At 62.1% G+C, this 26112-nt stretch carries 21 protein-coding genes and 1 pseudogene; 11 read left to right on the forward strand and 11 right to left on the reverse strand.

All coding sequences use genetic code 11. The features are described 5' to 3' along the window. Positions 1-298: 298 nt before the first annotated feature. On the reverse strand, positions 299-1510 hold the full coding sequence (locus IFT57_RS24055; protein ID WP_192152925.1) for a YeeE/YedE family protein: 1212 nt from the start codon (positions 1508-1510) through the stop codon (positions 299-301). A gap of 365 nt (positions 1511-1875) precedes the next feature. On the opposite strand from IFT57_RS24055, the gene IFT57_RS24060 reads away from it, so the two are divergent. The 3 genes from IFT57_RS24060 (at position 1876) to IFT57_RS24070 (ending at position 6036) form a co-directional block, all read left to right on the forward strand. After that, complete coding sequence (locus IFT57_RS24060; RefSeq protein WP_192152926.1) at positions 1876-2322, forward strand: GNAT family N-acetyltransferase; 447 nt, start codon at positions 1876-1878, stop codon at positions 2320-2322. An 8-nt stretch (positions 2323-2330) separates the two neighbouring features. Then, positions 2331-3014, forward strand: coding sequence for a GNAT family N-acetyltransferase (locus IFT57_RS24065; RefSeq protein WP_122796696.1), 684 nt, complete (start codon positions 2331-2333; stop codon positions 3012-3014). A gap of 61 nt (positions 3015-3075) precedes the next feature. Then, the gene (locus IFT57_RS24070; protein ID WP_192152927.1) at positions 3076-6036 is read left to right on the forward strand and encodes an autotransporter family protein; all 2961 of its coding nucleotides are present in this window, start codon (positions 3076-3078) and stop codon (positions 6034-6036) included. A gap of 75 nt (positions 6037-6111) precedes the next feature. Here IFT57_RS24070 and oadA read toward each other — a convergent pair whose 3' ends face one another. Together oadA and IFT57_RS24080 are read right to left on the reverse strand one after the other, a co-directional pair. Further along, positions 6112-7935 (reverse strand): sodium-extruding oxaloacetate decarboxylase subunit alpha, encoded by a 1824-nt coding sequence (oadA, locus tag IFT57_RS24075; RefSeq protein ID WP_192152928.1) that lies wholly within the window; start codon positions 7933-7935, stop codon positions 6112-6114. An 11-nt stretch (positions 7936-7946) separates the two neighbouring features. After that, complete coding sequence (locus tag IFT57_RS24080) at positions 7947-9362, reverse strand: acetyl-CoA carboxylase biotin carboxylase subunit (protein WP_122480004.1); 1416 nt, start codon at positions 9360-9362, stop codon at positions 7947-7949. 188 nt (positions 9363-9550) lie between these two features. Here IFT57_RS24080 and IFT57_RS24085 point away from each other — a divergent pair, with 188 nt between their 5' ends. Then, positions 9551-10513 (forward strand): LysR family transcriptional regulator, encoded by a 963-nt coding sequence (locus IFT57_RS24085; protein WP_192152929.1) that lies wholly within the window; start codon positions 9551-9553, stop codon positions 10511-10513. Here the strand turns inward: IFT57_RS24085 and IFT57_RS24090 are convergent. The 3 genes and pseudogenes from IFT57_RS24090 to IFT57_RS24100 form a co-directional block, all read right to left on the reverse strand. Then, on the reverse strand, positions 10455-10670 hold the full coding sequence (locus IFT57_RS24090; protein WP_122716067.1) for a PA3496 family putative envelope integrity protein: 216 nt from the start codon (positions 10668-10670) through the stop codon (positions 10455-10457). The genes IFT57_RS24085 and IFT57_RS24090 overlap by 59 nt on opposite strands. Before the next feature lie 100 nt (positions 10671-10770). Continuing rightward, positions 10771-11646 carry a transcriptional regulator HexR gene (hexR, locus tag IFT57_RS24095; protein ID WP_122480007.1) on the reverse strand — a complete coding sequence of 292 codons (876 nt, stop codon included), beginning with the start codon at positions 11644-11646 and terminating at the stop codon, positions 10771-10773. Between the two features lie 196 nt (positions 11647-11842). After that, positions 11843-13390, reverse strand: a pseudogene (locus IFT57_RS24100) (PAS domain-containing protein); the annotation flags it as partial. A gap of 154 nt (positions 13391-13544) precedes the next feature. On the opposite strand from IFT57_RS24100, the gene uvrD reads away from it, so the two are divergent. The 3 genes from uvrD (at position 13545) to IFT57_RS24115 (ending at position 17299) form a co-directional block, all read left to right on the forward strand. Continuing rightward, positions 13545-15728, forward strand: a complete 2184-nt coding sequence (gene uvrD, locus IFT57_RS24105) for a DNA helicase II (RefSeq protein ID WP_192152931.1) — start codon at positions 13545-13547, stop codon at positions 15726-15728. A gap of 191 nt (positions 15729-15919) precedes the next feature. Next, positions 15920-16774, forward strand: coding sequence for a Tim44 domain-containing protein (locus tag IFT57_RS24110; protein WP_192152932.1), 855 nt, complete (start codon positions 15920-15922; stop codon positions 16772-16774). Between the two features lie 117 nt (positions 16775-16891). Next, complete coding sequence (locus IFT57_RS24115; RefSeq protein WP_122480011.1) at positions 16892-17299, forward strand: SMI1/KNR4 family protein; 408 nt, start codon at positions 16892-16894, stop codon at positions 17297-17299. 101 nt (positions 17300-17400) lie between these two features. Here the strand turns inward: IFT57_RS24115 and IFT57_RS24120 are convergent, their stop codons facing one another. Then, the gene (locus tag IFT57_RS24120; protein ID WP_122716149.1) at positions 17401-19155 is read right to left on the reverse strand and encodes a cation:proton antiporter domain-containing protein; all 1755 of its coding nucleotides are present in this window, start codon (positions 19153-19155) and stop codon (positions 17401-17403) included. A 251-nt stretch (positions 19156-19406) separates the two neighbouring features. Between IFT57_RS24120 and IFT57_RS24125 the strand changes: the two genes are divergently transcribed. Further along, positions 19407-19892: an acyl-CoA thioesterase gene (locus IFT57_RS24125; RefSeq protein ID WP_122480012.1), complete on the forward strand. Its 486-nt coding sequence runs from the start codon at positions 19407-19409 to the stop codon at positions 19890-19892. On the opposite strand, the gene pdxY is transcribed toward IFT57_RS24125, so the two are convergent. After that, positions 19889-20755, reverse strand: coding sequence for a pyridoxal kinase PdxY (gene pdxY, locus IFT57_RS24130; RefSeq protein ID WP_192152934.1), 867 nt, complete (start codon positions 20753-20755; stop codon positions 19889-19891). The genes IFT57_RS24125 and pdxY overlap by 4 nt on opposite strands. A gap of 117 nt (positions 20756-20872) precedes the next feature. Here pdxY and IFT57_RS24135 point away from each other — a divergent pair, with 117 nt between their 5' ends. Then, positions 20873-21262: a DUF3301 domain-containing protein gene (locus IFT57_RS24135; protein WP_122716071.1), complete on the forward strand. Its 390-nt coding sequence runs from the start codon at positions 20873-20875 to the stop codon at positions 21260-21262. A gap of 12 nt (positions 21263-21274) precedes the next feature. Here the strand turns inward: IFT57_RS24135 and IFT57_RS24140 are convergent, their stop codons facing one another. Then, entirely contained in the window at positions 21275-22234 is a 960-nt protein-coding gene (locus tag IFT57_RS24140; protein WP_192152935.1) for a CobW family GTP-binding protein, read from the reverse strand. Positions 22235-22260: 26 nt separating this feature from the next. On the opposite strand from IFT57_RS24140, the gene IFT57_RS24145 reads away from it, so the two are divergent. Further along, on the forward strand, positions 22261-22611 hold the full coding sequence (locus IFT57_RS24145) for an NADH:ubiquinone oxidoreductase (protein ID WP_122799685.1): 351 nt from the start codon (positions 22261-22263) through the stop codon (positions 22609-22611). 10 nt (positions 22612-22621) lie between these two features. On the opposite strand, the gene zigA is transcribed toward IFT57_RS24145, so the two are convergent. Next, entirely contained in the window at positions 22622-23833 is a 1212-nt protein-coding gene (gene zigA / locus IFT57_RS24150; protein ID WP_192152936.1) for a zinc metallochaperone GTPase ZigA, read from the reverse strand. 156 nt (positions 23834-23989) lie between these two features. Further along, positions 23990-24517, reverse strand: a complete 528-nt coding sequence (locus tag IFT57_RS24155; RefSeq protein WP_192152937.1) for a DUF3617 domain-containing protein — start codon at positions 24515-24517, stop codon at positions 23990-23992. A 147-nt stretch (positions 24518-24664) separates the two neighbouring features. On the opposite strand from IFT57_RS24155, the gene cls reads away from it, so the two are divergent. Then, the gene (cls, locus tag IFT57_RS24160; RefSeq protein WP_122796686.1) at positions 24665-26104 is read left to right on the forward strand and encodes a cardiolipin synthase; all 1440 of its coding nucleotides are present in this window, start codon (positions 24665-24667) and stop codon (positions 26102-26104) included. Positions 26105-26112: the final 8 nt, after the last annotated feature.

Raw genomic sequence — 26112 nt, forward strand, 5'->3', positions numbered from 1 at the left:
TTCGCGGCCACGGGCCGCTCCTACGAAGCTTGCACGATCCCGTAGGAGCGGTCAGCGGCCGCGAAACAGGCGCTGCGGTGCATCAGACAGACTGCGGCGCGCCCTTCGCGGCCACGGACCGCTCCTACGAAGCTTGCACGATCCCGTAGGAGCGGTCATCGGCCGCGAAACAGGCGCTGCGGTGTATCAGGCAGACTGCGGCGCGCCCTTCGCGGCCACGGACCGCTCCTACGAAGCTTGCACGATCCCGTAGGAGCGGTCATCGGCCGCGAAACAGGCACTGCGGTGCTGCTGTCACTCAGCAGCCGGTCAGGCGTTCCACGCGCGCTTCGTTGGGAAAGAACAACGGACGCAGGCGAACGCCGACGCTGTTGCCGATGAACGCTGCGACCAGCCATAGCCAGCCATGCAGGCTGCCAGAGGCGATGCCGCTGAAATACGCACCGATGTTGCAGCCATAAGCCAAGCGCGATCCATACCCCAGCAACAACCCGCCAATCACGGCTGCGACCAGTGACCGACGCGGGATCTTCAGGCTGGGCGCGAAATGCCCGGCCAACCCCGCCGCCAGCAGCGCACCCAGCACGATACCGATGTCCATGACGCTGGTGATGTCTTCCCACACCGGCGCCGCCAGCGCCTTGGCGTTGGCTGCGGTCTGCCAGAACGCCCAACTGCCCACATCCACGCCCAACCCACTGGCCACTTTCGCCCCCCACAGCGCAAACGCCGAAGTGATGCCCCAAGGCCGCCCGGCCAACGCCAGCGTGGCGAAGTTGAGCAGCGCCAGCGCCACGGCACCCCACACCAAGGGCCACGGCCCGCGCAGGAACCTATTCGAACCAGGCGTCGCCCGCGCCTCGGGTGTTTCCAGCGCACCATGCCGACGCCGTTCCAGGCCCACCGTCACCCACGCGATCAGCGCGAACACGCCCAGGCTCAGCAACAGCGCCGGCACCACGCCCAGGCTCTTGACGATCGAGATCGCCGGCAACGATGGCAAGGCAAACCACCAGCCCACATGATGGGTCGCAATCAGCGAGCCACAGATGAAGAACAGCAGGGTCACCAGCATGCGCGCGTTGCCCCCACCGACGGTGAACAGCGTCCCCGACGCACAACCGCCGCCCAACTGCATGCCGATGCCGAAAATGAAGGCACCGAACACCACCGACAAACCGGCGGGCGCGACCAGCCCTACCACCGGCTGGCCGAACAGGCTGCCTGCACCCAGAACCGGGAAGAACAGCAACACCGCCAGCGCCAGCATCACCATCTGCGCACGCAGCCCTGCGCCTCGGCGATCACGGATGAACACCCGCCAGGCAGACGTGAAGCCGAAGGCGGCGTGATAAAGCGTCAGACCCAGGGCCGCACCGACCGCCCACAACAGTACCTGGCGCGAACCCACCGCCGCGGCGAGAAACACCGCGCCGAGCACCAGCAGTGACACCGCCACCAACGGCGCACCCAATGCAGGCCGTGGGGCAACAGAAAAAGTCGAACTCATGGCAGCATCCGAATAGAGAGACAAGACAGCGCAGCAGTATAAAACCTAAAGCCAGGCGTTGATGCGTCTGTGCGACCAGAGCGACTTCAGGCCGCAGGTGATCGGTGCCAGGCACCCGCAGATTTTGTGAACAACCTTCTTGCAACGTTCCCTCGACGCGCCGGTCAGAAACTGTCCAACACCTGCTGAACAAGCCATTTCACTGTATGTAATACCAGATACTTGGCTTCTTCTGTGGATAAGCCTGTGCATAACCAGGGGTATAACCCTGTGGATACCTGTGTGGATAATCTTCACGACGCACTTGGATGCACAGGCTCGTACAAGATGCCAAGATGAGGGTCACGACCCATCGGAGTTCGACCATGTCCGACCTCGCAATTCGTCCTGTCAGCGCAGCCGATCATTCTGCCTGGCTGAACCTCTGGCAGGCCTACCAGCGTTTCTACCAGACCGACATCCCCGAAGCCGTGACCCAGGTCACCTGGCAGCGCATGCTCGACGACACCGAACCCATGCACGCTGCGCTCGCCTGGCGCGACGGCGTGGCGATCGGCATGGTTCACTACATCTATCACCGCTCGTGCTGGACCATTGAAAACTCCTGCTACCTGCAAGACCTGCTGGTGGATGCCTCGGTACGCGGTGGGGGCGTAGGTCGCCAGTTGATCGAGTTCGTCTACGCAACCGCCAAGACCGCCGGCTGCGCCAAGGTGCACTGGCTCACCCACGAAACCAACAGCACTGCCATCGGGCTGTACCGCAATATCGCCGAGCAGCCCGGTTTCATCCAATTTCGCAAGCCACTCTAGGAGCTGCCATGCCTACATCCGCCTCCGCATCCGACTGGAAGCCCGTCAAGGCACCCGTGGCGACCACCATGAACGGTCGCTTCATCCGCCTGGAGAAACTCGATCCCAAGCGCCATGGTGAAGACCTCTGGGAAGCCCTGCAGGGGCCGCAGTCCGACGCGCAGCTGTGGGACTACCTGCCCTACGGCCCGTTCAACGACCTGGAGCTGTTCTACATCTGGCTCGACGGCTATGCCATCAGCAACGATCCGCTGGGCTTCTGCGTGGTCGACCAGCACACCGGCAAAGCCGAAGGCATCCTCAGCCTGATGTCCATCGTGCCGGCGCACGGACGCCTGGAAGTCGGCCACGTGGCCTTTGCCGCCTCCATGCAGCGCACGCCCAAGGGCACCGAGGCGATCTACCTGGCGCTCAAGCTGGCATTCGGTCAGGGCTATCGCCGGGTCGAATGGAAGTGCGACAACGCCAACAAACGTTCGCGCCGCGCCGCCGAACGCGTCGGTTTCAGCCTCGAAGGCGTGTTCCGCCAGCACATGGTGGTCAAGGGTCGCAACCGTGACACGGCGTACTTTTCCATCACCCACACTGAGTGGCCGGCAATCGAGGGCGCGTTCGAGGGCTGGCTGGCGGTGGAAAACCAGCCTTCCTCCGGCCAGCGCAAATCCTTGGAACAGTTTCGTGTCGCCGTGTAAATAATTCTGTAAAGACCAGAGGCTATACAGGACGACCTCACTGCAACCAGGTCGTCCGCTCATGCCGTACTCTCCGCACCGTCTTGCCCTTGCCATCGCTCTGCTCGCTCTGGGCACGCCGGTGTCGGCGGTTTTCGCCAAAGACCTGCAGATCGTTACTACCACCCAGGCAACTCAAAGCCTCAGCGATACCGATCGCCTGACCGTGAGCAAGGGCGGGAGCATCACGGCCAGTGCCGAGGCAATCAAGCTCAAGGGTTCGGCGCCGGGCACCGGCGTGGTTGTGGATAACTCAGGTCGACTGATCTCCACCGCCGATCGGGCGATCGACAGCTCCAGCAACGGCGCCGTGCGCAACTACACGGTGATCAATCGCGCCGGTGCGCTGATTCAAGGCTCGTCCGATGCCTTTCGCATCAAGGAAGATTTCAGCCGTGGCACCATTGTCATCGACAACAGTGGCACGCTGCGCTCGCTGAACAAGCGCGCCATCGATCTGGAAGCCCTGGAAAGCGCTGGCATTGCCACCACCCTCGACAACCGCGCCGGCGGGTTGATCCGCAGCGAAAAGAACGACGCGATGAAAACCGGCATCAATGCCACGATCATCAACCACGGCGAGATATCCACAGGCGACACCCTCAGCCTCGACGACAAGTACGACGGTATCGACGTGGCCGCAGCTACTGGCGTGTCCGTGTACAACCATGGCTTGATCAGCGGCGGCCGCCACGGCCTTACCACGGACGAAGGCGCACTGCTGTACAACGAAGGCACGCTGATCGGCCGCAATGGCTCGGGCTACGGTTCGGACGGCAACGGCACGGTGATCAACCACGGCCTGATCTCCGGCGATGTGTCCGGGCTGCAGCCAGTGGGCGACGGCGACGGCGTGGACATCGACTACATCGGCCATATCGAAAACTACGGCACCATTCGCGGCACCGGCGCATCCGGTGCCAAGCCAGGCGATCCCCTCAATGCCAGCGAAGGCATCGCCATGGGTGGCGGTTATATCTTCAATGCGGCAGGCGCCACCATCAGCGGCGCCGACAATGCCATCCTGATCGATGATGGCAGCAATGGCTCGGCCCATGGCGCCACTTATCTGGAGAACCATGGCAGCATCAGCGGGCTCAACGGCTTCGGCGTGCAGCTCAATGGCGAGTTCGCCGACACCGTGATCAACGCCGGCTCCATCAGCGGCAGCAATGGACAGGCACTGCAAATGGGCGCAGGCGATGACGACTTGACCGTACGCAGCGGTGGTCGCTTCAACGGCATGGTCGACGGCGGCAGCGGCCGCGATCGTGTGACCCTGCAAGGCAATGCCGGCGGCAGTTTCGGCAACAGCCGCCACTTCGAAACCCTGGACGTGCAGAGCGGCACCTGGACCCTTACCAGCATCGGTGATTTCAGCGCCGACAGCCGCATTGCCAACGGCGCCACGTTGATCAACCAGGGCAGTATTGCCGGCAACCTCAGCGTTGACCCGGGCGGGGTCTACGCCGGCGGTGGCGCAGTAGGCAACCTGCGCGTGAACGGGACCTTGTCGAGCAACAGCCAGCTGGGCACTGCCCTGGTCAACGGCGACCTGACCCTGGCACGCGGCGCAACCCTGGCGTATGGGGTGAATGCCGATGGCAGCAGTGCGCCGCTGCAGGTCGCAGGCGCGGCCAATCTCGACGGCGCCACCTTGGCCGTTGTCCCGAACAGTGGCGAATACCCCTGGCAGAGCCGCTACACCGTGCTGCACGCGGGCAGCGTGAACGGTCGCTTCGGTACGGTGACGAGTGACTACGCGTTTCTGACCCCGACCCTGAGCTACAGCGCGACCACGGTCGACCTCGACTACACCCGCAACGACATCGCCTTCGCCGACTTCGCCAGCACCACCAATGGCGGCAATGCCGCCCGCAGTCTGGCCGCAGCAAGCAGCGGCACCTTGTACAACGCCCTGCTCGGCACCAGCACCGCCAGCGCAGGGGCGGCCCTCGAGCAACTGGCCGGCAGCAGCAACGCCAATCTGGCTGCCGCAACCCTGGCCGGTACCACCCAGGTCGGCAGCAGCATATTGTCAGCCATGCGCCAGATGGGCAGCGGCAGCGGCTTGCTGGTGGGCCTGGGCGCACAAGACACGCCGGTGCTGGCAGCCAGCGGCATCCCCGATCAGGCCCGCAACCTCAACGACCCGAACGCACGAGGCCGCGTCTGGGTGCAGGCCCTGGGCAGCTACGGCAAGCTCGATGGCGAGCACGGCAGCGATGGCCTCGAACAGCGGACTTCGGGCGCCGTGCTGGGCACCGACTGGGCACTGACACCGGACTGGCGCGTGGGCCTGCTGGGCGGTTATTCACGTACCGACCTGGACGCGTCCGGCGTGGACGGCAAAATCGACAGCTGGCACGCAGGCATCTATGCCATGCGCCAGAGCGGTCCGCTGGCCCTGCGCCTGGGTGCCGCCTACAGCCGGCATGATGGCAACAGCAAGCGCAGTGTCGACTTCGCCGGTTTCAGCGACCGTTTGCGCGGCGACTACGACGCCGACAGCCAGCAAGCTTTCGCCGAACTGGGCTACGACCTGGGCAGCGGTCGTCTCAGCGCCGAACCCTTCGCCAACCTGGGCTATCAGCGCTACAGCCGCGACAGCTACCGCGAAAAAGGCGGGGCCGCCGCGCTCGCCGTGGACGCACAGACACAGGACAACTTCACCAGCACTTTCGGCGTGCGCCTGGCTCACTTGAGCCAACTGGACAACGGCATGAGCCTGACGCCGCGCGGCAGCCTGGGCTGGCGTCATGCTTATGGAGACGTCGACAACAGCACGCGGCAGGCTCTTGCCAGTGGCGGCAACGCGTTCAGTGTCGAAGGCAGCGCACTGGATCGCGACAGCCTGATGGTCGAAGCCGGCCTGGACCTGGGTGTCAGTGCGCGGCACAGTATCGGCATCGGTTACACGGGCGAGCTGGGTAGCAACAGTCGCAACCATGCCGTGGTCGGCCAGTGGCAAATGCGTTTCTGATCCATGTCGGGGCTGCCGGGTGGACAAAAAAAAGGGGGCCACCCGGCCCCCAGAGGAAAACCTTGAAACCTGAGGTCAGCCCTCGATCTCGATCAGTATCTCGCCGGGGTTCACGCGGTCGCCCTTGGCTACGTGGATCGCCGTGACCTTGCCTGCCACACCGGCCTGGACCTCGGTTTCCATCTTCATCGCCTCGGTGATCAACAGCGCCTGGCCGGCCTTGACCGAGTCACCCAGCTTGACCAGCACATCGACGATATTGCCAGGCATGGCGGTGCTGACATGGCCCGGTTCGCTGGCCTGCTTGCGTTTGCCGATACCGCCGCCGACGAACTCGTTCAAGGGCTCGAACACCACCTCTTCAGGCATGCCGTCGATGGACAGGTAGAAGTGCCGCTTGCCTTCGGCCTTGACCCCGACACCGGTGATGTCGACTCGATAGCTCTCGCCGTGCACATCGATGACGAACTCGGTCGGTACGCCCTCGCCGCTGCGCGCAGCCTGGGTGCCCGCTTCAGGAATCGGCAGCAGCACCTCGGGTACCAGGGTCCCGGCGGCGCGCTCCTCGAGGAACTTGCGGCCGATGTCGGGAAACATGGCGAAGGTCAGCACATCTTCCTCGGACGTAGCCAGTTCGCCGATGTCCTTGCGCAGCTTGTCCATCTCGGGCTTGAGCAGGTCGGCGGGACGCACATCGATGACGTCTTCGCTGCCAATGGCCTGCCGACGCAGCTTTTCGTCGACCTGGCCCGGGGCTTGGCCATAGCCGCCTTGCAGGTACAACTTCACTTCGTTGGTGATGGTCTTGTAGCGCTCGCCGGCCAATACGTTGAAGAACGCCTGGGTACCGACGATCTGCGAGGTAGGCGTTACCAATGGTGGGAAGCCGAGGTCTTCGCGCACCTTGGGGATCTCGGCCAGCACCTCGTTCATGCGGTTCAGCGCGCCCTGCTCCTTGAGCTGGTTGGCCAGGTTGGAAATCATCCCGCCGGGCACCTGGTTGACCTGCACGCGGGTATCGACCGCGGTGAATTCGCTTTCGAACTGGTGGTACTTCTTGCGCACGGCGTAGAAATACAGGCCGATTTCCTGCAGCAGTTCCAGGCTCAGGCCGGTATCGAATTCGCTGCCCTTGAGCGCCGCGACCATCGACTCGGTGCCCGGATGGCTGGTGCCCCAGGCGAAGCTCGAGATGGCGGTGTCGATATGATCGGCGCCATTTTCCACGGCCTTGAGCTGGCACATCGCGGCCAGGCCGGCCGTGTCGTGGCTGTGGATGAACACCGGCAGCGACTGCTCGGCCTTCAACGCCCTGACCAGTTCGCCGGTCGCATAAGGCGTCAGCAGGCCCGCCATGTCCTTGATCGCCACCGAGTCGCAGCCCATGGCTTCCATCTGTTTGGCCTGGGCCACGAACGCGGCCACGGTATGCACCGGGCTGGTGGTATAGGCGATGGTGCCCTGGGCGTGTTTGCCGGCTGCCTTAACGGCCTCGATGGCCACGCGCAGGTTACGCACGTCGTTCATGGCATCGAAGATGCGGAACACGTCGATACCGTTGTCGGCCGCCTTGGCCACGAAGGCCCGCACCACGTCATCGCTGTAATGCCGGTAGCCGAGCAGGTTCTGCCCGCGCAGGAGCATCTGCAGACGCGTGTTCGGCAGTGCCTCGCGCAGCTTGCGCAGGCGTTCCCATGGGTCTTCCTTGAGAAAGCGCACGCAGGCATCGAAGGTGGCGCCGCCCCATACTTCCAGCGACCAGTAACCCACCCGGTCGAGCTTGTCGCAGATAGGCAGCATGTCTTCGGTGCGCATGCGCGTTGCCAGCAAGGACTGATGGGCGTCGCGCAGGATGGTGTCGGTAACGAATATTCGCTTGGAAACGGGCGTATTGGACATTGTTGTGTTCCTCACAGGCCGGCGTGGGCGGCGATGGCGGCGGCGATGGCCAGGGCCAGCTCTTCGGGTTTGCGCTTGATCGAGTACTGGGTCAGCTCGGGGTGGCTGTCGACGAAACTGGTGTTGAACTGGCCACTGCGAAACTCGGGGTTGCGCAGGATTTCCTGGTAGTACGCCGCGGTGGTCTTGATGCCTTGCAGGCGCATGTCATCCAGCGCCCGCAGGCCACGGTCCATGGCCTCTTCCCAGGTCAGCGCCCAGACCACCAGCTTCAGGCACATGGAGTCGTAGAACGGCGGAATGGTGTAGCCGGTGTAGATCGCCGTGTCGGTGCGTACGCCCGGCCCACCGGGCGCGTAGTAGCGGGTGATCTTGCCGAAGCTGGGCAGGAAATTGTTCTTCGGGTCCTCGGCATTGATGCGGAACTGCAGGGCAAAGCCACGGTGCACGATGTCTTCCTGCTTCACCGAAAGCGCAAGCCCCGAAGCAATGCGAATCTGCTCGCGAACGATGTCGATGCCGGTGATTTCCTCGGTGATGGTGTGTTCCACCTGCACCCGGGTGTTCATCTCCATGAAATACACCTCGCCCTCGGCGAGCAGGAATTCCACGGTGCCGGCGTTCTCGTAACCCACCGCCTTGGCCGCACGCACCGACAGGTCGCCGATGTAGGCGCGCTGCTCGGGGGTCAGTTGCGGGCTGGGCGCGATCTCGATGAGCTTCTGGTTGCGCCGCTGGATCGAACAATCGCGCTCGAACAGGTGCACCACATTGCCGAAGCTGTCACCCAGGATCTGCGCTTCGATGTGCTTGGGATTGACGATGCATTTTTCCAGGAACACTTCGGCCGAACCGAAGGCCTTGGTCGCTTCGGAAATCACCCGCGGGAAAGCCTGCTCCAGCTCCTCGCGGCTGTTGCAGCGACGAATGCCGCGCCCGCCGCCACCGGAAGTGGCCTTGAGCATCACCGGGTAGCCGATGCGTTCGCCCTCCTCCAGCGCTTCGCGGATGTCGGCCACGTTGCCCTCGGTGCCGGGCGTGACCGGCACGCCCGCCTTGATCATGCTGCGCCGGGCTTCGGTCTTGTCGCCCATGCGGCGGATGACCTCGGCCGACGGACCGATGAACTTCACCCCGCGCTCGGCGCAGATATCTGCCAGCTCGGCGTTCTCGGAAAGAAAGCCATAGCCCGGGTGCAAGGCATCACAGCCGGTTTCCACCGCCAGGTTCACCAGCTTGCGTGGGTTCAGGTAACCGGCCAGGGGCTCGGCACCGATGCTGTGGGCTTCGTCGGCGCGCTTGACGTGCAACGCGTGACGATCGGCTTCGGAATAGATCGCGACCGAACGAATGCCCATTTCGGCGCAGGCTCGTACGATACGTACGGCAATCTCACCTCGGTTGGCGATCAGGATCTTTTTTATCACTTGGAATTTCCTCGACCGATGAATCCATTCAGGTCGGTGCGTGGCCGACCCTTTGGGTAACCAGTTGTTTCCTGGTCGCCCCTGCAAGCTAGCGCGGCATGAAGATTAATAAAAATAAATCTTTGTTAGGTTACATATTAGCCAAAGCTTATAGTTGATGGACTGCCCACCGTAAATCGGATTGAAAAATGCGTAAGTCATTGATGCGCTTGACGTTGCGTCAGATGCAAGTGTTCAACGAAGTGTGCGACCTGCGCTCCTACAGCCGTGCGGCGGAAGAAATGTCGCTGACCCAACCGGCGGTCAGCCTGCAGATTCGTCAGCTGGAAGAACTGGTGGGTCAGCCGCTGTTCGACTACGTGGGCAAGAAGCTCTACCTGACCGAGGCAGCCGAAGCGCTGCAGGCCGCCAGCCGGGACATCTTCGGCCGCCTGGAAAACCTCGACATGCAGCTCTCCGACCTGCAGGGCTCGCTGCAGGGGCAGCTCAAGCTGGCGGTCGAATCCAGTGCCAAATATTTCACGCCGCACCTGTTCGCTGCCTTTCGCACGCTGCATCCGGAAGTCAATCTGCAGCTCACGGTGGTCAACCGTGCGCAGGTGATTCGGCGTTTGAGCGACAACCGCGACGACGTGACCATAATGTCGATGGTGCCGCAGGACATGGGGCTGGACTTCATGCCCTTCCTCAACAACCCGATCGTGGCGGTGGCGCCGCCCGAGCACCCGCTGTGCCGGGCGCAACGAGTGAACCTGCAGGACCTGCAAGCCTATACCTTGCTGGTACGCGAACAGGGCTCGGGCACGCGACGAGCGTGCGAGGAATATTTCAAGGAGAAGCGCGTGCATTTCGCGCAGACGCTGGAGGTGTCTTCTGCCGAGGCTCAGCGCGAATGCGTGATTGCAGGGCTGGGCCTCGCACTGCTGACACGCCACGCCGTCGCCAGGGAGTTATCCACAGGCACGCTGCGTGAGTTGCGTGTGGAAGAGCTGCCGTTGCAGCGCAGTTGGTGCGTGGTACAAGCCAAGGCACGGCGTCAGTCGCCAGTGGCATTGGCCTTCGCCGCATTCATCCGCGCCGAACGTGCGCAGATCACGGCGCTGGTCGAGCGCTTTGCCGGGAACCCGCCGATGCCGCCTGCCAATAATTGAGCTCGGCATCGTCGCCGATTTCCTGGAGCAAGCGACGCTGCTCGGAATAGCTCTCGATCGCGCGGCGAAACTCCATGCGGCGCTGATCCTCCTGCTGGCGTTTGGTACGGGTAGCGCTGTTGCCCTGCGGTTGCGAGCCATCGAAGTAACGAGCCATTGCGTGTCTCCCAGTTCGAGTTCGGGAGTACAGGGTGGCGTGGCTATGTGAAGGTTTGGCGACGAGGCGGTGAACATCGGGTTAAACCCGAAGCGGCCGCTCAGTCCTCGTGGGCCTCGTGGGCCTTCAAAGACTTGGGCGACAGGCGCAGGCTGCGCAGACTGCGCTTGACGCTCTTCAAGTGATTGACCAGGTCTGGGCCGCGGGCCATTGCCACGCCCATGGCCAGCACGTCGATCACCACCAGGTGGGCGATGCGTGAAGCCAGGGGGGTGTAGATCTCGGTGTCTTCATGCACGTCGACCGCCAGGTTGACCGTCGCCAGTTCCGCCAGCGGCGTCTGCCCCGGGCACAGCGAAATCAGGGTGGCGCCGGTTTCACGCACCAGGTTGGCGGTGATCAGCAGGTCCTTGGAGCGCCCGGATTGGGAGATGCACACGGCCACGTCGGTTGGCTTCAGGGTCACCGCCGACATGGCCTGCATGTGCGGATCCGAGTACGCCGCCGCCGTCAGCAGCAGGCGGAAGAACTTGTGCTGGGCATCGGCCGCCACCGCACCCGATGCGCCGAACCCGTAGAACTCGACCCGCTGCGCGGTGACCATGGCGCTGATCGCCCGCTGCAAGGCCTCGGGATCAAGCTTCTCACGCACCTCCATCAGGGTGTGCAGGGTGGTGTCGAAGATTTTCAGGCTGTAGTCGGCCACCGAATCGTCTTCGTGGATGGCGAACTGACCGAAGCTCGCTCCCGCCGCCAGGCTTTGCGCCAGCTTGAGCTTGAGGTCCTGAAAACCGGTGCAGCCGATCGCCCGGCAGAAGCGCACGATGGTCGGCTCGCTGATGCCCACGCTGTGAGCCAGGTCGGCCATTGAGCTGTGCATCACCGCCGCAGGGTCCAGCAGCACATGCTCGGCAACCTTGAGTTCGGATTTGCGCAGCAGGTGGCGAGACTGGTCGATGTGTTGCAGCAGGTTCAAGGGACAGCTTCCGCTAAAGGGGTCGAAGGGCCGGGATGTAGCTGACCTGCAGTTATACTACAGGCCTCTGTGATCGCCCAGTTAAACGTCTCAGCAAGGGTAATCGGCTGCCGATCCTGGCGCTTTGCGAATGCCGTTGGCATCAGGCGAATCTTACCCCTGCACCCCCTCGCCCAAGCTAGGGGCTGTAACCGATGCGCGCAGAGACGTCCGTCAGCAGAACAATGGTCTGGTGAATTTCACCTCGAGCATTTCGCACACCGATCAGTTGCAACCATTGACGATACTGCTCCCCATCCAGTCGCGTCTCCGTGAGCACTCCCTGCCATGCGCCCTCGGCGTCCATGGCGTGCTGGATGGATGTCGCGCACCGACGTGCATCGCGGCTGCAAGGCAGTTGCAACCAGGCTCGGCCGCACACCTGATCTGCCGCCAGACCGGTTATGCGGCTGAATGCCGGATTCGACGTCAACACCTTGTACTGGGCATCGAGTACCAGGATGCCTTCACTCGAGTTGTCGAACACCAACCCTGCCAACTGCAACTGGCCGCTCAACACGATGTCGCGGCTGGCATCGCGGCGGGTACCGACCATGCGCAGGACACTGCCATCCGCCGCACGCTCCACGGCCCGACCGTGGTCTTCGATCCACAACCAGTGGCCTTCGTGGTGGCGGATGCGGTACTGCACCAGGTAGTCGTCGCTGCGCCCTTTGAGGTGGTCGATCATGGCGCGCTTCACCCGCGGCACGTCCTCCGGGTGCATGCGGGGGCGCAGTTGCTTGAGCATTGCCTGCATGAATTCCGGTTCCAGGCCGAACAACTCCTTGAGTTGAGTGTGGTAGACCTCGTCGGTGCTCAGGTTCCAGTCCCAAAGCCCCAAACCGCTCGCCTCCAGGGCCAGGGCCAGACGCTGCTCGCTCTTGCCGAGCGCCCGATTGGCCTGATCCAGTTCACGACTGCGCTGCTGCACGCGATTTTCAAGCTGCGCATGGGCTTGAGCCAATTGCTGCTGGGCCTCGCGACGCTGGCCCACCTCGGTGGTCAGGGCCTGGTTCAAGCGCTCGCTGCGGCTTTGCGCCAACTGCAGGGTTTCGATCAGTTCCTGATTGCGGAAGCGCCGCAACAGGCTGCGGTTGGTCAAGCGGTTGACCTGCCAGGCCACCACCAGCAACGCGCCCAGAAAGATCAGCCCGAACCAGCCCCAGCCGCGCTGGGCGCCATCGTTCCATACGAACAGGTAGGCGGTGGGCGGCAGCAGGCACGGCAGGGTATAGGCAAGAAAGGCCGGCAGGCTGACGGCGTAGGCGACGCTGGCTGAGAGCGTCGCCGCGCCAAGCAGGCCGAACACCCAGGCCTGTTGAATGAGGTTGTCCTCCGAGACCAGGGCAATGGCCGCCGCTGCCAGCGTTGCGCCGCTGACGGCCGAACCGACGATGAACATGCGCCGCCAGTGCCCCTGCGCCTGCCGATCGGGCATGGCCGCATCGAACGCCGCCACTTGGATGACCCGTCCGGCCACCAGCAGCAACAGCCACAATAACCCGATGCTGACCCCCAGGTAATGCTGCGGAGTCCATAGTAGCCAGGCGCACAGGCCGCCGTTGAGCAGCATCAGCAAGGTCGGCAGCAACGAGCCCTGGTACAGCAGGCGCGTTCGCTCGGCGGCCAATTGCGCGGCGTAGCGCTCCTGCAGGGCCTGCTGCTCCAGGGGCGAGTCCAGCGGGTTGAGGTTCGGCGTCATGGGCAATGTGCTTGTCGTGAGGTGCCATCCGTCGAGTCAGAATACACAAGCACAGGCGGCGCACATGCACCTTATGTCCGACTCTGGGGGTATTTGCTCCAAGACGCGCAACTCTTGTTTGCCCCAACTCCACCGCGCACCCTAAAATGCCCGGATGCGCGATGACCTCTCCCTTCTGCTGAACTCCCTCAACGATGCCCAACGCCAGGCCGTAGCGGCCTCCGTTGGCCGTCAGTTGGTCCTGGCCGGTGCTGGTTCCGGTAAAACCCGAGTGCTGGTGCACCGTATCGCCTGGTTGATCCAGGTCGAGAACGCTTCGCCCCACTCTCTGCTGTCGGTGACGTTCACCAACAAGGCGGCCGCCGAGATGCGCCAGCGCATCGAGCAGCTGATGGGCATCAATCCGGCCGGCATGTGGGTCGGCACCTTCCACGGCCTGGCGCACCGCCTGCTGCGCGCGCACTGGCAGGAAGCCAACCTGAACCAGAACTTCCAGATTCTCGACAGCGACGACCAGCAACGCCTGGTCAAGCGGGTCATGCGCGAGCTGGGCCTGGACGAGCAGAAGTGGCCGGTGCGCCAGGCGCAGTGGTTCATCAACGGGCAGAAGGACGAGGGTTTGCGCCCGCAGCACATCCAGCCCGGTGGCGACCTGTTCCTGGCGACCATGCGCTCGATCTATGAAGCCTACGAGGCGGCCTGCGCGCGGGCCGGCGTGATCGACTTCTCCGAGCTGCTGCTGCGTGCCCTTGACCTGTGGCGCGACAATCCCGGCCTGCTGGCGCACTACCAGCGCCGTTTCCGCCATGTGCTGGTCGACGAATTCCAGGACACCAACGCCGTGCAATACGCCTGGCTGCGGTTGCTGGCTCAAGGTGGCGACAGCCTGATGGTGGTAGGCGACGACGACCAGTCGATCTACGGCTGGCGCGGCGCCAAGATCGAGAACATTCACCAGTATTCCGCCGACTTCCCGGATTCGCAGCTGATTCGTCTGGAACAGAACTACCGCTCCACCGCCGGCATCCTCAAGGCTGCCAACGCCCTGATCGCCAACAACAGCGGGCGACTGGGCAAGGAGCTGTGGACCGATGGCGGCGATGGCGAGCCGATCAGCCTGTACGCCGCGTTCAACGAACACGACGAGGCGCGCTATGTGGTCGAAACCATCGAGAGCGCGCTCAAGACCGGCCTGGCGCGCAGCGACATCGCCATTCTCTACCGTTCCAACGCCCAGTCGCGGGTGCTGGAAGAAGCGCTGTTGCGCGAGCGTATCCCTTATCGCATCTATGGCGGACAGCGCTTCTTCGAGCGCGCCGAAATCAAGAACGCCATGGCGTACCTGCGCCTGCTCGAAGGGCGCGGCAACGATGCCGCCCTGGAGCGGGTGATCAACGTCCCGCCACGCGGCCTGGGCGAGAAGACCATCGAAGCCATCCGTCAGCATGCCCGTCATGGCGAAGTGTCGATGTGGGAAGCCGGCCGCCAGCTGGTGGCCAACAAGGGCCTGACCGGGCGTGCCGCCAATGCCCTGAGTGCCTTCATCGAGCTGATCGAAAACCTCGCCGCCAAGGTCATGCAGATGCCGTTGCACCTGATGACCCAGACCGTCATCGAGCAGTCCGGCCTGATCATCTACCACCAGGAAGAAAAGGGCGAAAAAGGCCAGGCACGGGTGGAAAACCTCGAGGAACTGGTCAGCGCTGCGCGCAACTTCGAAAACGGCGAGGCAGAAGCCGATCTGACGCCGCTGGCGGCATTCCTGGGCCATGCCTCGCTCGAGGCCGGCGACACCCAGGCCGAGGAGCACGAGGACAGCGTGCAGCTGATGACCCTGCACAGCGCCAAGGGCCTCGAGTTTCCCTACGTGTTCCTGGTGGGCATGGAAGAAGGCCTGTTCCCGCACAAGATGAGCCTGGAAGAGCCAGGCCGTCTCGAAGAGGAGCGGCGGCTGGCCTATGTCGGCATCACCCGGGCCATGCAGCAGTTGGTGATGACCTACGCCGAGACCCGCCGCCTCTACGGCAGCGAAACCTACAACAAGGTGTCGCGCTTCGTGCGCGAGGTGCCCGCCGGGCTGATCCAGGAAGTGCGCCTGTCCAACAGCGTGAGTCGTCCCTTCGGCGGTGGCCAGGCGCAGAACTCGAGCAGCCTGTTCGGTGCGGCCAACATTCCGGAAACCCAGTTCAATCTGGGCCAGCGCGTGCAGCATTCGGTGTTTGGCGAAGGCGTGATCCTCAACTTCGAAGGCTCCGGCGCGCAGGCGCGGGTGCAGGTCAACTTCGCCGAGGGCAGCAAGTGGCTGATGCTCGGTTACGCAAAGCTCGAAGCCGTGTAGTCATTTGCCTCCAGGCTTTTTCGCGGCGTTCGGCCGCCGCGAAAGCGCTTGAGCTGCGGGCGCCAAAGGCAACGAATTTTCCTACGCTGCATTTCACATTTACGCAAAAGCTCGAAACATGTTGTCACTAGCTATGTACAGCACACCTGTGCAACATGACTCGCGTGCAATCCACCTAACGGAATGAACCTATGCAACGTTTTCTCAGCATGGCCCTGGCCCTGTGCATCGGCCTGACCATGAGCCTCGATGCCAGTGCCAAACGCTTCGGCGGCGGCAAGAGCATGGGCGCAGCCCCGACTCACCAGACTCGCCAGGCCGCGCCCACCACCCCAGGTGCCGCAGCCGCCGTCCCGGGCCGTGCAGCCCCTGCCGCCAGCGGTGCTTCGCGCTGGTTGGGCCCTCTGGCCGGCCTCGCCGCCGGTGGCCTGCTGGCGTCCATGTTCATGGGCGACGGCTTCCAGGGCATGCAGATCTTCGACTTCCTGATCATGGCGGTCATCGCCTTCCTGATCTTCCGCTTCATCGCCGCTCGCCGTCGCAAGCAGCAGCAAGGCCCGCAAATGGCCGGCGCCGGTGCTCCGTACCAGCGTGAAGCGATCGGCCAGGCACCTGCCCAACCGTCGATCTTCGGTGGCGCAAGCGGTGCTTCCGCAGCCCGTCCGGTGATCAACGCGCCGGCCTGGTTCAACGAAGAAAGCTTCCTGAACGCTGCACGCAGCCACTTCCAGTCGCTGCAGCAGCACTGGGACGCGAACGAGATGGACAAGATCGCCGAGTTCGTCACTCCGCAGATGCTGCAGTCGTTGAAGCAGGAACGTGCCGAGTTGGGTGATGGCTTCCAGTCCACCTACATCGACGACCTGCAAGTGCAGCTGGAAGGTGTCGATGACCGCGCCGAGAAAACCATCGCTACCCTGACATTCGTCGGCGTATCGAAGACCTCGCGCTTCGACAAGGGCGAACCCTTCAGCGAAAGCTGGAACATGGAACGCGCCCAGGGCGAAAACCAGCCATGGCTGGTCGCGGGTATCCGCCAGAACTGATACACGTCACGCTTTGCGAAGCCCCGGCCCTGGTCGGGGCTTTTGCATTTTGAACGTTGCATCCATTTCCAGCTAAGGTATAAACCGCAGCGCGTATTCTGGTCAGAGGAAAACATCGTGGAAGAAGTGATCGAGCAGCTCCGAGAAGCCAACGAACCGGTACCGGTTCCCCTGGAACTGCCAGACGAAGACCTGCTGGTCGAGATCGAAGAGCAGTTGTTCATCAATATCCCGTTCGTGTTCAAGGAGTATCTGCTCACCGTCAGCGACGTCGTGTATGGCAGCCTGGAACCGGTCACCGTGACCGATCCGCAATCGCACACCTATCTGCCGGAGGTCGCCGCCAGCGCTTGGGACATCGGCGTACCACGCGAGCTGATCCCGATCTGTCAGGACGGCGAGGACTACTACTGCGTCGAAGAGGACGGTACCGTGGTGCTCTGGTCGGGCGAAGAAGAGCTGGTGACCGAAGAAAGCTGGGAGTCGGTCTGGCACTGGGTGCGAGACGTCTGGCTGGAAAGCTGATCGGTAGAGGCAGGTGTGACCTTTTCACAGCGCGATGGCGCGCCGCCAACCCTGTGGGAGCGGGTTTTACCCGCGAAGAGGCCAGACCTGCCTAGCCAAATTCAATGCTCGACGTTGTTATCCAAGGTTTCCAGCAAAGCCACCTGCATCCGCGTATGCACGCGGATGAACCAGCGCCACAACACCGCCACCACTGCAGCTGCAACCACCGCAATCAGCAGCAGCAATTCCATGGTCGGCAATATGCTCGCCGAGAGTGCCGCCAGCAGCACGAAGATCACCAGCAGCGACAACAGCGGAATGACTTCGGCAATGACGCGCCGCACCCGCTGGGTATGCCTGCCTGCCATTTCGGGCTTCACCCCCATTTCCGCCAGTAGCATCGAGAGTGCCTTGAGCTTGCGATAGGCGGCGATCAAGAACGGCAGCGACAGCAGCAAGGCTGCACCCCAGATCAGCGCCTTCTGCCCGCCCGGCTCGGCCACCCAGGTGGTCAGGTAACCGCCGATACGCTCGGCAAAATACGCGCCGGCCAGAAAGATACCGATCACCAGCGCCAGGTTGACCCCCACCTGCAGGAGGATCTTGCGGATCATCGACGCCAGCATGGCGCCCTGCCCGCGCGGCTGGATGCTGCGCAGCCATTCCCCGTACATGCCCAGCACCCGTGCGACGCGCTGCGGCACGATGGCGCCGAGGCGATGGGACAAGGGGTCGGCTGCCCGGATCAGGTACGGCGTGGACAACGTCGTCAGCACCGACACGGCCACGGCAACGGGGTAGAGAAAATCGCTGGTGACCTGCAGGGTCATGCCCAGCGCGGCGATGATGAACGAGAACTCGCCGATCTGCGAAAGGCCCATGCCTACCCGCAGTGACGTCTTGCCATCGTTGCCGGCAATGAATGCACCCAACCCGCAAGAGACGATCTTGCCGAGCACCACGGCCACGGTGATGACTGCAATCGGCCAGGCATAGTCGAGCAGAATGGCGGGGTCGAGCATGAGGCCGATGGCAACGAAGAAGATCGCACTGAACATGTCACGGATGGGTTCGATCAGACGCTCGATCTTTAGCAATTGCCGCGATTCGGCCATGATCGCCCCGATCAGGAAGGCCCCCAGCACCATGCTGTATTCAAGCTTGACCACCAGCAGGCAAAAGCCGAAGCACAGGCCCAGCACTGTCACCAGGAGCATCTCGTTGCTCTCGAAGGTGGCCACATAGGCCAGCAGACGCGGCACCACCAGGATGCCCACGACCAGCGCAATCACCATGAACAGCGAGAGCTTGCCGACCGTCGAGAACACTTCGCCCGAACTGACCGCGCCGCTGACGGCGATCCCCGACAGCAGCGCGATGATGCCGATACCCAGAATATCCTCGACGATCAGCACGCCGAAGATCAGCTGAGCGAAGCGCTCGTTCTTCATCTTCAGGTCGTTGAGCGCCTTGACGATGATGGTGGTGGAGGAAATGGCCAGGATAGCCCCGAGGAACAGCGAGTCCATGGTGCCCCAATCGAACCAGCGGCCGATTTCGTAGCCGATCCAGATCATCAGCACGATTTCCAGGAACGCAGCGATAAAGGCCGTGGCACCGACCTTGAACAGTTTGCGCAGGCTGAATTCCAGGCCCAGGCTGAACATCAGAAAGATAACGCCCAGTTCGGCCAGGGTCTTGATGGTGTCTTCGTCGTGGATCAAGCCGAACGGCGGGGTGTGGGGGCCGATGATGAAGCCGGCGACGATGTAGCCCAGCACCACGGGTTGCCGCAGCCGATGGAACAGAATCGTCACCACGCCGGCCACCAGCATGATCACCGCCAGGTCCTGGATAAAACTGATGGCATGCACGGTGATAGCCTCCATTGCTATTCAGAATTGCTGTACCAATTGTTTCAGAAAGGCAGATTAACACCGGCCATTGCAAGCAAACGTCGATGCAATATGCGGAAACAGATCGCCGCTATGCCCTGCCTAATGGCACGATAGACGTGACGAAGCCCCTGCGTTCAACGTCCGCCTCTGGATGGGACCCGTTGAAAGCGGCAAACGCCAGAATAGGCGACGCCCTTGCACTTCTGCCAACCAACCGTGAGTTCACTATGGAACCTGGAAACGCCCAGCTGTCGATGACGGTGCTGATGACCCCCGACATGGCCAATTTTTCCGGCAATGTGCACGGAGGAACGCTGCTCAAATACCTCGACGAAGTGGCTTACGCCTGTGCCAGCCGCTATGCCGGCCGGTATGTGGTGACCTTGTCGGTGGATCAGGTGATCTTCCGCGAGCCGGTGCATGTCGGCGAACTGGTGACGTTCCTGGCCTCGGTCAATTACACCGGCAATACCTCGATGGAAGTGGGTATCAAGGTGGTCACCGAGAACATTCGCGAGCGTTCGGTGCGCCACACCAACAGCTGTTTCTTCACCATGGTAGCGGTGGATGACCAGCGCAAGCCTGCCAGCGTGCCGCCCCTGCAGCCGCAGGATGCCGAAGGCACGCGGCGCTTCATCCAGGCGCAGCAACGCCGGCAGATTCGCCAGGAGCTGGAAAAGCGCTACCGCGATCTCAAGGACGAGCCGATTTAAAGCGCCACGGCTTCGAACCGCAGGCGCGGATGGACGATACGATCCTGGGCACGCACCAGCTCCAGCTCGTAGCTGGCGCAGGCCTGGGTTTCCAGCAGCACTTCGTGCACGGCCGCTGCGGTGAATTCGAAAGCCGCCAGCCAGTCATCGCCCAGCAGCAGCCTGGCAAGGAACAGGCCACTGGTCAAATCACCTACGCCGACTGGTTGGCGCGGAAACGCCAGCAGCGGACGGCGCAGGTGCCAACTGCCCGCAGCAGTGACCAGAAGCATTTCAAAATCCTCGGCTGATTTGCCTGGGTAGGCCAGGTGCTTGACCAGTACCGCTTTGGGTCCGCGCGCCAGCAGTGCCCGCGCCATGGCCACGCAATCCGGCAGGGACTGGGCCTTGCGCCCGCTGAAGCTGTCGAGTTCCAGCTGGTTGGGACACAGCACGTCGGCGGCGGCAACGGCTTCATCGAGCAGAAAGTCGCTGACCTCGGCCGGCACCACGCAGCCTTTTTCGGCATGCCCCATCACCGGGTCGCACAGATACAGAGCCTTGGGATTGGCCGCCTTGACCCGACGTACCACGCCCAGGATCGCTCGCCCCTGCGCGGCGCTGCCCAGGTAGCCACTGAGCACGGCATCGCAGTTGCCCAACTCGCCAATCGTCGCAATCCCTTCAACCAGTGCGGGAATGTGTTGCGGCGCCAACACTTCTCCCGTCCACTGGCCATACTGAGTGTGATTGGAAAACTGCACCGTATTCAGTGGCCAGACCTTGACCCCCACCCGCTGCATCGGGAAAACCGCCGCGCTGTTGCCGGCTTGGCCGAATACGACATGGGACTGGATGGCGAGCAGGTGTGGTGTACGTTTCATGCAAGGATTCCGGACCGGTGACAGGACTTCATGGCGCGCAGTATCGCGCGAAATGCAGCCTGTACGACAGACCGGGGACACAGTTAAGCTGCGAGCAACCGGTTGGAGCGCACTTCGATGTTGACCCTTGGCAATATGTTCATCCTGATGTTGATGGCCGCAGGTGCGGCTTGGCTGTGGCACAACCATGGCCTGCGTGAAAAGGCCCTGGCGCGGGTCAAGCAGCATTGCAGCAAGCTCGACCTGGAACTGCTCGACGACAACGTGGCATTCAAGCGTTTTGCCTGGCTGGCCGATGCCAACGGCCGCAAGCGTCTTGCGCGTGTGTATAACTTCGAATTCACGGTGACCGGCGAGCAACGCCATGCGGGCATTGCCACCCAGTTCGGGCCGCACGCGGTGCAGATCGAGCTGGCGCCCTACCCGTTCGAAGTGAAAACCGCGACCAGCGCCGAAGTCATCGAGATGAGTCAGTGGCGTCAGGAACACAAGCGCTGGCGTCCCTGAGCGACGTCAGCGCTAAGATGGGTCGTCCACGCGTGCCTGCTGCAAGTGATCCTGAAGCGCGGCTGCGTCCTGCGGCGTATCGAATATCAGCTCCAAACGTGAATCACGACGCCATTCACTGGTTTTCCACTGCACCGACTGCCCCGCCAGCAGGTTGCTCGAAAACCATCCACTCGGGCTGTGGATAACCAGCTTGGCCCGTCGCCAAGACCAAGTGGCCAATGCGCGCTCCACTGTTGGCAAATCGAACTGCGTTCGGGCTTGCCATCGCCAGCCGATGCTCCAGCCATCGCGGTGATCCTGCACCTGGCATTGCGGCTGGGACTTATCCACCCAGATTTCGCCCATGGCTTGCGGGGGCTCCCTCAGCCTGTCCACAACCAGTGGCGCTGAATTATCCACAAGGGGCAACTGCTCGAACCGCACCTGATCGACATCGAGCCACAGCAGCCGATCTGTGGGTAACCCTGAAGTTATGCACACTCCTGGCGTCGGCTTCGCCTTGTTCATGATCACCAAGCCTGCCACTTCAGCGGCTTCGCGCTGTGCAGCTGGCAGCGCGACGCCTTTCGCAAGGGTCAGCGCGTCGAGCACCATGACCAGCGGCTGCACCGCCAGAACTCCGCGCCAGGGCGCTTCGCTCAACTGTGAAAGAATCTGCAGCGGATGGCCGAGGCCCGAGGGTTCGATGAACAAGCGATCCGGCCGAGCCTTGCGCAGCAGACGGCCAAGGCCTATCTGAAACGGCGCACCGTTCACGCAGCACAGACAACCACCGGCGATTTCGCCGATTGCGATACCATCATCGGTGGTGGCAAGCAGCGCAGCGTCGATGCCCACCAGGCCGAATTCGTTGATCAGTACGGCCCAACGCTCGTTCGTCGGCTTGCACGCCAGCAGATGACGAATCAGGCTGGTCTTGCCGGCGCCCAACGGGCCTGCAATGACATGGGTGGGGATGTTCTGCAGCATGGTCGGATATCTATGGAGGTTGAACGATGCGGGTGTGGGGTTTGCTGGGGCTGCTGGCCAGTACTCAGGTATGGGCCGAGGCCTGCGTGGTGCATAGCCAGGCAGAACGGGTGAGCGTCGAAGTGTGCCAGCAGAATCGCACTATACCGCCGAAGCTGTTCAAGGAAGGTTTTTGTCGACCCAACCTGCCGGGGCAGCAGGTCGAAGTACAATTCCTGGCGCAGTGCCCGCAAGGCGCCTACGGTATTTGCCGTGGCGCTCGGGTCGAGCGCATGCCCTATGAACAGGACATCCACTACTACGGTGTGGCGAGCGATGCCGCCTACCTCAAGCCGTTCTGCGAACAGAACAGTCAGGGACAATGGGTCTTGCCCTGAGCAATCCGCATCACGCCTGCTGACCGTGCTCGTGCCACTCGCCGAACGGATCCGGCCAATGCACCCAGGTCTGTGCACCTTGGGCCAGTTCTTCATCATCGAGCAGACACTGGTCCAGGGCGTGGCCCAACGCTGCAAAATCCATGTTCTGCCCAATGAATACCAGCTCTTGGCGGCAGTCTCCGGTGTCGGCCTGCCACGTCTGCTGGATGGCAGCCACGCTCTCGACATCCTGCGGCCATTGCGTTTGCGGCACGAAACGCCACCAGCGGCCAGCGAAACCGTAGCGCATCAACCCACCCGCCTGGGACCAGCTCCCCGCTTCCTGGGGCTTGCTGGCGAGCCAGAAAAAGCCTTTGGAGCGCAGCAGCCGACCGTTGGTCCAGGGTTTGTCGATGAAATCATGGAAGCGCTGTGGGTGGAACGGACGCCGGGCCCGGTAGGCCGTGGATGCAATGCCGTATTCTGCGGTTTCCGCAATGTGCTGCCCCCTGAGCACCTTCAGCCAGCCTGGCGCCTGCGCTGCGCGCTCGAAATCGAACAGCCCGGTGTTCAGGATGCGTGCCAGCGGCACCTGGCCCATGACCATGGGCATGACCTGCGCGCCGGGGTTGAGTGTGTGCAGTACTGCCATCAGCTCGGTGCGTTCAGCCCGACTGATCAGGTCGATCTTGCTGATGAGGATGACGTCGGCAAACTCCACCTGTTCGACAAGCAGGTCGGTAATGGCCCGCTCGTCGTCCTCCCCCAATGTTTCGCCTCGCGTCGCCAGGCTCTCCGCTGCTTGATAGTCGAGCAGGAAATTGACCCCGTCGACGACTGTGACCATGGTGTCGAGCCGGGCCAGATCGGCCAGGCTCTGGCCCTGCTCGTCGCGAAAGGTAAAGGTTTCGGCCACCGGCAGCGGCTCGGAGATGCCCGTCGATTCGATCAGCAGGTAATCGAAACGCCCCTCGGCAGCCAGCTTGGCCACTTCTTCGAGCAGGTCTTCGCGCAGCGTGCAGCAGATGCAGCCATTGCTCATTTCGACCAGTCTTTCTTCGGCCCGGTTGAGGCTGACGTTACGCTGCACTTCACTGCCGTCGATGTTGATCTCACTCATGTCGTTGACGATCACGGCAACGCGCAGATCTTCACGGTTGCGCAGGATGTGATTGAGCAACGTGCTCTTGCCGGCCCCCAGGAAGCCGGACAGCACGGTGACGGGTAAACGGTTGGGCATGACGGACCTCATCGGTGACGGATGCAAAGAACGCTGCATCACTTATATTGTTATAACATAACATATACGTCGCCGATTGCCTGATCTCGTGGTGCTTTTTACGGCAAGTGCCTGACCGAGAAACGCGTGTTCCACGTGGAACACGCGTTGCAGGTATCAAGTGCGAGGCTTTACTGAACCACAGTTGTTGCCCAACCAGACAGCGCGCGTGTTCATGCTGCCCTTTTGCGCGACGCCCGAGGCATTGAAGGTGCCGCTGACAGTGGTAAGAAACTCTCTATCGCTGAGAAACTGGGCTTGCCCGGTGCCCTGAGCCTTGGGGCAACTGAACTGAAATTTCCAGACGTTGCCATTGCGCTCAGTGATCTTCTGCGTGCAGCCGGACTTTGCATCTTGCAACGGGATGTCGTTGGTTTTCACCTGCTCAGGCGTCAGGCACGAGCGAATGCCATTACCACCTACGGTGATGCCTTGGTTGGCGAGCACGCCTTCCATCATTGCCCTTTGCTCGGGTGGAAGCATCTTCAGCTGACCTAGCATCACCTGCATGTCAGGCAGCGGCTTGCCATCGACTTGCATGTTACTGGTGGTCATTTCCCAAAGGCCCGGCTGGAGCATCTGCGCCTGAGCCCCGGTTGCCGAAAGGCCCATCACCAATGCAGCCATCGGCCATTTAAATCTCATCTGATTTCATTCCTCAATAATGTTGGGAAAAGAGCGGGCATGGGTCTTTGACGTCGAAACAGGTGCCGAGTTGCGCGGTAATAAAAACGCGACAACCGCCACTGAACGTGGTCTGTTTATCACAGCGCATCAAGGAGCCGCCGTGCAATGGATTATCACAGTCCGATTTTTTTTGGGTATCTATTTGGCCTGCTGCACGTGTTGGGCATCGCTGCCGCCGTTCATGCAGTTCTTACCGTCCGCACCGCGCAGGGTTCGATCGCTTGGGCCTTATCGCTGTTGTTCATTCCTTACCTTACGTTGATCCCCTATCTGGTATTTGGCCGCAGCACTTTCGACGCGTACATCAAGGCCCGTCGGCATGCCAACAAGGAGATGCACACCGCCATCGCCGACATGGATTGGCGACCCTGGATAGAAGAAGCCCTGGCCGCGCGCAAATCCACGTCATACGCCTCACTCAGGGCCATGCCCAAACTTGGCCGAATGCCGTGCCTGGCCAACAATCGGGTGGGGCTGCTGATCAATGGACACGCTACCTTCGATGCCATCTTTGCAGCCATCCGCGAAGCCCGGCAAGCGGTGTTGGTGCAGTTTTTCATCATCCACGACGATCATATCGGCCGTCAGTTGCAAGGCTTGCTGCTGCAAAAAGCCTCCGAAGGTGTGGAGGTGTATGTGCTTTATGATCGAGTGGGAAGCCACGCCCTGCCCCGCGAGTACGTCGAGCGGCTACGCGAAGGCGGCGTCAACGTAAAAGCATTCGCCACCCAAAGCGGTTGGTTGAACAGGTTTCAGGTGAATTTCCGCAACCACCGCAAGATCGTCGTGGTGGACGGAGTAAAAGGCTTCATAGGTGGCCATAACGTCGGCGACGAATACCTGGGCGGCAATCCCAAGCTGTCGCCGTGGCGCGATACCCATGTGAGCATCAGCGGCCCGGTGATCGCCTGTCTGCAGGAGTCCTTTGCTGAAGACTGGTTCTGGGCAGCACGGGAGTTGCCGCCCCTGATCCTCCCCGAAGCGTACGAAGAAGACGGCGTGCTGTGCCAGGTGCTGGCCAGTGGCCCGGCCGATCCCTATGAAACCTGCTCGTTGTTTTTCGTTGAATCGATCCACGCCGCCAATGACAGGGTCTGGATTACTACCCCCTATTTCATACCGGACGAAGCTGTTTTTGCCGCACTGCGGTTGGCGGTACTGCGCGGGGTGGATGTCCGTATCCTGCTGCCCTCGCGTCCGGATCACAAAGTGGTGTATGCCGCTTCCAGCCTGTTCGCGTTCGAGGCAGTGCGCGCCGGGGTCAAAATGTACCGCTATGGCCCGGGCTTTCTGCATCAGAAAGTGGTACTGGTCGACGACGAGATCACGGCAATCGGCAGTGCCAACATGGACAACCGCTCATTTCGTTTGAACTTCGAAATCATGTTGCTGACCGTTGATAAAGCATTTACCAGTGAAGTGGAACAGATGTTGCTCGATGATTTCGCCCAGTCACGAGAGATAGATGTTCGTGATAGCAAAGAGACACATCGTTTGGAAAAGCTCGGTATGCGTGTGGCACGGCTAATTTCGCCTATCCTCTAGCGAGCAAA

The sequence above is a fragment of the Pseudomonas sp. CFBP 13719 genome (genome assembly GCF_014842095.1).
In the GTDB taxonomy this organism is placed as follows: domain Bacteria; phylum Pseudomonadota; class Gammaproteobacteria; order Pseudomonadales; family Pseudomonadaceae; genus Aquipseudomonas.

Excerpts from the sequence above, each read along its gene's own strand:
- IFT57_RS24060 (WP_192152926.1), top strand. The coding sequence starts at position 1,876 with ATGTCCGACCTCGCAATTCGTCCTGTCAGCGCAGCCGATCATTCTGCC.
- IFT57_RS24155 (WP_192152937.1), bottom strand. The coding sequence starts at position 24,517 with ATGAGATTTAAATGGCCGATGGCTGCATTGGTGATGGGCCTTTCGGCA.
- IFT57_RS24125 (WP_122480012.1), top strand. The coding sequence starts at position 19,407 with ATGGAACCTGGAAACGCCCAGCTGTCGATGACGGTGCTGATGACCCCC.
- cls (WP_122796686.1), top strand. The coding sequence starts at position 24,665 with ATGGATTATCACAGTCCGATTTTTTTTGGGTATCTATTTGGCCTGCTG.
- zigA (WP_192152936.1), bottom strand. The coding sequence starts at position 23,833 with ATGCCCAACCGTTTACCCGTCACCGTGCTGTCCGGCTTCCTGGGGGCC.
- IFT57_RS24145 (WP_122799685.1), top strand. The coding sequence starts at position 22,261 with ATGCGGGTGTGGGGTTTGCTGGGGCTGCTGGCCAGTACTCAGGTATGG.
- uvrD (WP_192152931.1), top strand. The coding sequence starts at position 13,545 with ATGCGCGATGACCTCTCCCTTCTGCTGAACTCCCTCAACGATGCCCAA.
- IFT57_RS24135 (WP_122716071.1), top strand. The coding sequence starts at position 20,873 with ATGTTGACCCTTGGCAATATGTTCATCCTGATGTTGATGGCCGCAGGT.
- IFT57_RS24090 (WP_122716067.1), bottom strand. The coding sequence starts at position 10,670 with ATGGCTCGTTACTTCGATGGCTCGCAACCGCAGGGCAACAGCGCTACC.
- IFT57_RS24140 (WP_192152935.1), bottom strand. The coding sequence starts at position 22,234 with ATGCTGCAGAACATCCCCACCCATGTCATTGCAGGCCCGTTGGGCGCC.
- IFT57_RS24085 (WP_192152929.1), top strand. The coding sequence starts at position 9,551 with ATGCGTAAGTCATTGATGCGCTTGACGTTGCGTCAGATGCAAGTGTTC.
- pdxY (WP_192152934.1), bottom strand. The coding sequence starts at position 20,755 with ATGAAACGTACACCACACCTGCTCGCCATCCAGTCCCATGTCGTATTC.
- IFT57_RS24055 (WP_192152925.1), bottom strand. The coding sequence starts at position 1,510 with ATGAGTTCGACTTTTTCTGTTGCCCCACGGCCTGCATTGGGTGCGCCG.
- IFT57_RS24065 (WP_122796696.1), top strand. The coding sequence starts at position 2,331 with ATGCCTACATCCGCCTCCGCATCCGACTGGAAGCCCGTCAAGGCACCC.
- oadA (WP_192152928.1), bottom strand. The coding sequence starts at position 7,935 with ATGTCCAATACGCCCGTTTCCAAGCGAATATTCGTTACCGACACCATC.
- IFT57_RS24070 (WP_192152927.1), top strand. The coding sequence starts at position 3,076 with ATGCCGTACTCTCCGCACCGTCTTGCCCTTGCCATCGCTCTGCTCGCT.
- IFT57_RS24110 (WP_192152932.1), top strand. The coding sequence starts at position 15,920 with ATGCAACGTTTTCTCAGCATGGCCCTGGCCCTGTGCATCGGCCTGACC.